The sequence below is a fragment of the Nostoc sp. UHCC 0251 genome (genome assembly GCF_034932245.1).
GTDB lineage: Bacteria > Cyanobacteriota > Cyanobacteriia > Cyanobacteriales > Nostocaceae > Nostoc.
On record NZ_JAYGHD010000198.1, the window covers coordinates 1 to 5006 of the forward strand.

General features: G+C 35.4%; 4 protein-coding genes. All 4 read left to right on the forward strand.

Features of this window, described 5'->3' with window-relative positions; genetic code table 11:
• Positions 1–586: 586 nt before the first annotated feature.
• The 4 genes from VB740_RS17120 (at position 587) to VB740_RS17135 (ending at position 4780) form a co-directional block, all read left to right on the forward strand.
• The gene (locus VB740_RS17120) at positions 587–721 is read left to right on the forward strand and encodes a hypothetical protein (protein ID WP_323201165.1); all 135 of its coding nucleotides are present in this window, start codon (positions 587–589) and stop codon (positions 719–721) included.
• Positions 693–1490: a WecB/TagA/CpsF family glycosyltransferase gene (locus tag VB740_RS17125; protein ID WP_323201166.1), complete on the forward strand. Its 798-nt coding sequence runs from the start codon at positions 693–695 to the stop codon at positions 1488–1490. Before VB740_RS17120 ends, VB740_RS17125 begins: the two co-directional genes overlap by 29 nt.
• Before the next feature lie 372 nt (positions 1491–1862).
• A complete protein-coding gene (locus tag VB740_RS17130) occupies positions 1863–3314 on the forward strand; it encodes a lipopolysaccharide biosynthesis protein (RefSeq protein WP_323201167.1) in 1452 nt (483 codons plus the stop codon).
• Between the two features lie 290 nt (positions 3315–3604).
• A complete protein-coding gene (locus VB740_RS17135; RefSeq protein WP_323201168.1) occupies positions 3605–4780 on the forward strand; it encodes a polysaccharide pyruvyl transferase family protein in 1176 nt (391 codons plus the stop codon).
• The last annotated feature ends 226 nt before the right edge of the window (positions 4781–5006 follow it).

A 5006-nucleotide genomic window follows, 5' to 3' on the forward strand; every position in this document is an offset into this window, starting at 1 on the left:
TTTAAAAACGTGGGATTGAAGTGAGGAGCATGAGTGTCTTGTCTACGACACACTATGTAAACGTGGCACTTTCCGCTCGACACAAATTTTTTTATGCTAGTGGGCAATAACTCACAACTAAAGTTTTTATTAATACTTCTTTCCTCCTGCCTTCTGCCTCCTGCCTCCTGCCTCCTGCCTTCTGCCTCCTGCCCTCTGCCTTTTTTGTAATAAATTGGAAAAGTCATAAGAAAAAACTATTAGCCATTTTTTCAAATAGACTAATTTGAATCAGACCTCTTAAGCGCATACTTACGTGTCCAAATCGGTAAGCTGAGTGTCTGGTATTTCGCTTTATATGAAATAAAAATGTGTATAAAAAACTACTGAGATACAAGATATCTATAGGAATTTATTGCAATTGTAATGCTTGCATGAACAAATCAAAAATTAATTATGAAGGAAGTATGAATTTTGTCAGCTAGGGTCTGAAATCCTTAGCTTAAAACAGTAAACTAGGACACAGCAGCAAATAATTCTAATATTAACGATTAAGCCAAAAGAATACTAAGAAGGCAATTGCATCTCCATGTGTTAACTTCCAACGATGACACAAGCCTACAAAAAGTCAGGAGTCATCAAATCTGAATTTTCTAATATTCGGAATGGTCTAGGTAATCTATGGATTTTTTTCTTGGACACAGGAGTTATTGATGGTGGCAAGAGTGCTTCTACCTACTAAAAAAGTACTAGATTTTCCTATTACTGCTTTGCGCTTTGATGATCAAGTACAAACAATACTGAAGTGGGCGAGGAGGCGTGAAAGTAGAACTGTATATGTAGCCAATGTACACATGCTCATTGAAGCTCATTGGAATCCAGAGTTTGCCACTGTATTACGAAATGCAGATATAGTTACTCCTGATGGTATGCCTCTGGTATGGATGATGCGAAAGATGGGAGCGCTTTACCAAGACCGTGTGGCAGGAATGGATATCTTCCTAGCATTGTGTCAGCTAACTCAAACACAAAATCTTAGTATTTTCTTTGTAGGTTCTCAAACAGAAGTTCTTTCTAGGATGCAAAAAAGGTTAGAGCAGGAATTTCCGCAGGTGAAGATTGCGGCAATGGAACCTCTACCCTTTCGCCCCCTGACTGAAACTGAAGACGAAGCTTTGGTTAAAAAGATTAACTCTAGTGGCGCTAGCGCCGTATTAGTATCTCTGGGATGTCCTAAGCAAGAAAATTGGATAGCTCAACATAAGGGTAAGATACAAGCTGTAATGATTGGATTGGGTGGAGTTTTCCCCGTTTATGCAGGAATTCACAAGCGTGCACCCCGCTTAGTTCGAGACTTAGGGCTTGAATGGCTATATCGATGGATTCAAGAACCGCGCCGACTTTGCGGTCGCTATGCTAAAACTATTCCACTATTTATATGGCTGGCTACAAAGCAACTACTATCATCAAGTCGTATTGCAGCGGTCTTCCTTCACGAGACTGGGGATTAATAAATATATGTTCTGTCTTGCAAAATCTCGTTGATACAGATATCAACTTTAGTGAGATTGAGCAAAAAATATATCTTCTTATAATTAATGCTTACTAAAGCTACCTACCATTTAAAGCCCTAAAAGTAAAGCAGAATTGCATTTTACAGGAAAATGCAACAGACTTATCAGTAAATATTCTGCAAATATTTTCTGAAATTGGTACTAATTTACAAAAATATTGTGGTAGGCTCTTCTAAGTAATTACTTAACATAAAGTAAAGAGTATTTTTCACGAGTTCACAGAAATTACTATTACATATTATTACATATACTTTGTAATAGGTTCTAGAGCCATAAATACTCTATGTCCTTTCATTGGTAAATTTTGTAATGCCATCACCTCAAGATTCATCAAATTTACGACAAAAGGCAGTTAAAGGGGTATTGTGGTCTGCCATTGAAAGCTGGGGACGTCAGGTAATTTCATTCGCTATTTTCTTTATACTTGCTCGTCTTCTAGGGCCAGAAACATTTGGTCTAGTTGCATTATCTGGCGTATTTTTGGCATTTTTGCAAGTGTTTATTGACCAGGGATTCAGCCAAGCAATTGTTCAACGAGAGGTTTTAGAATTAGAGCATTTAGATACTGCCTTCTGGACTAATTTGCTAATCAGCATAGTACTAACAATATTCTGTGTTGCTAGCGCTGATTTAGTTGGTAACTTCTTCAAAGAACCACAAATAATACCAATAATTCGCTATTCGTCCTTTGGCATTTTAATCACTGCTTTCAGTAGCGTTCAAAACGCAATATTCCAGCGTAAACTAGCATTTAAAACTCTTGCTACGCGATCCTTACTGGCAGTGACAATTGGCGGTGTCATAGGTATAACTATGGCATTTATGGGATTTGGAGTTTGGAGCCTTGTCGGTCAGCAATTATATACTAATTTTGCTGGAGTTTTAATAATATGGCGGATAAGTGATTGGCGACCAAAATTATCGTTTTCGATACGCCACTTCAAGGAACTCTTCTCATTCGGAGTGAATGTAATGGGAATGAATTTATTTTACTTCTTTAGCCGTCGCTCAGATGACTTATTAATCGGTTATTTTCTAGGTTCTTCTGCATTAGGTTATTACACCGTTGCTTATCGCGTATTTTCAATACTTACAGAATTGCTTACTGCCACTATAGCAAAAGTCAGTCTGCCAACATTTGCAAGGTTACAACATGAGCCAGAAAGATTACGAAATGCACTTTATAAAGCAATCCAACTAACAAGCTTAGTTACCTTTCCAGGCTTCTTAGGCACATCAATATTAGCACCTGAAATAATAACAGTAGCATTTGGAACACAATGGGTACCCAGTATACCTGTCATGCAAATTTTGAATCTTACTGGGATTGCTTACGCCTATTTCTATTTCAATGGTTCTGTGCTAATGGCGATTGGAAAACCTTCAATTAAACTAGCTATCGATTTTATGCAAGCTTTCATAAATGTTATTGGCTTCTCTATAGCAGTTAAATGGGGAATTGTAGCTGTTGCATCTGCTTTTGTGATTAGAATGTACCTGATAGCACCTATTGTTATTTGGATAATTTGGAAGGAAATCCATATTAATGTGGTTACCTATCTACGCCAAGGTGTTGCTGCTTTAGCTGGAACGATAGTGATGTTATGTGTTATCTTTACCATTCAATATTTTTTGAGTAATTCAATAAGTTCTTTTGCAGTATTATCTATTGCTATAGTGGCTGGGAGCACAGCATACATATTGTCAATTTTCTTGATCTCGCCAAAGTTGTTTTGGCAAATAGTAAATATAGCCCGTTAGCTCAATGTTATCCAAAATTAAAAACTTGGTTTTATTTATCCTGTAAAAAGCTAGACTTGTTAGCAAATACTTTTTCAACATCACAGATTATTGATGAAGTTAAAAAAGTAAAATTACTGTACTAAAGATATTTCAGCAATAGCGTTTGTGCAACAACTCTTCAGGAACATCGCGTTTCAAACAAAAGGGATAAAGTCGAGCTAAACATCTGGCAAAAAATGTATATCATTTGCTGTATACTCTAATTAAATTGATAAAGTAACTTTGAAATTTCGCTGGAGTTAATTGTCGTGGAATATAATCAAACAAAAAGAATTATTTTTTTTGCTTCACAAACTCAGTACGAAAATCTGGGAGATTTAACGATCATTAAAATATTATTAAATAATTTAAGGCAATATGGAACTCTGGTGATCAATGAGGAAGAAGTTCCAGAGTGGTTTTGTCAAGAATTAGATATAAAAGATGATGAAAAAGCTAGCAAATACAGAATTAAGTTTTTTATTTTAATGTTAGTATTTGCTTTTAAAGCCTTATTAAATCAAAATACGCAAATTTACTATATTCTAACTCCAGGGCATCGTTTTAGTAGTCCCATAACTAACAGGTTTAAATATTTCATTGAAACCACAAAAAAACTTGTGACTTTGGCTTTACTTAAGCTTTTTGGGGTTCGTATATGTGTATTTGGAGTTTCCATTGGACCTTTTACTAAACTCGATCAACTAGCAGAAGCATGGAAAGCTAAGTTAATGTATTTTTATTCTGTTAGAGACACGAAATCAGAAGATTATGCAAACAAAATAGGGATAAGTAAAGTTAAAATTTTTCCTGATCTGGCTTGGTTAATGAAAACACCATATTCGAGTAACAAATTACTTGAATTAAAACAGGATGAATACGTAATATTTAGTTTTAGAAAATCTACTAATTCTTTTGACGATCCAGATTTATATAAAAATAGTCTTTTTACAATTATAGATAAAATTGTTGCAGTAGTGCGTCAAAAGTGGCAGAAAAAGCTACTGATCTCTTATCAAGTTGATTTTGATTATGAAATTTGTCAAGAGATTAGCAATAGATATAAAGATGACTGCAATGTAATTTTCATTGAAAAAAAGATAGACAGTCAATCTATGTATGATTTGTATTCTCGCGCCTACATTGTTTTTAGTAATCGGTTACATGTACTGATGTTTGCAATGCTTTGTGGTTCAATACCAGTTGCAGTAATAGATGCAGTTAGGCATGATAAAATTACTAGTATATTCTCAGATGAAGGGCTAATGCGGATGGTTATAGATATCTCAGATGAGGCGCATCTAGATGAAATCTTACATAAAATTGATGCTGATATTGATGATATAAAAAAATATATCGCTTCATGTATTGAGCGTAACCAAAAATCTGGAGATGCAATATTTAGGTATGTGATGGCTGGAGAAAGACAAGACCATACAACATAAACATCTCATTGCAACTCGCTTATTATTAAGAGCATCTCACCTTTGCAAATATACTTGGCGATTAGAAATCGCGGCTATACGAACCCAAGTCCGCGCAGGCAGACTCAAGGAATTTAAAGCTTTAAAACTCACGTTCGCGTAGCGTTCCGAAGGAAAGGTGGGTTTTGTCTGTAAGTAAGTCGGCGTTAAAAAATCCAACTATATGACAAAATGTAAAATCAGCGAA

Coding starts and splice junctions, on each gene's coding strand:
- VB740_RS17120 (WP_323201165.1), top strand. CDS start 587: ATGACACAAGCCTACAAAAAGTCAGGAGTCATCAAATCTGAATTTTCT.
- VB740_RS17125 (WP_323201166.1), top strand. CDS start 693: ATGGTGGCAAGAGTGCTTCTACCTACTAAAAAAGTACTAGATTTTCCT.
- VB740_RS17130 (WP_323201167.1), top strand. CDS start 1,863: ATGCCATCACCTCAAGATTCATCAAATTTACGACAAAAGGCAGTTAAA.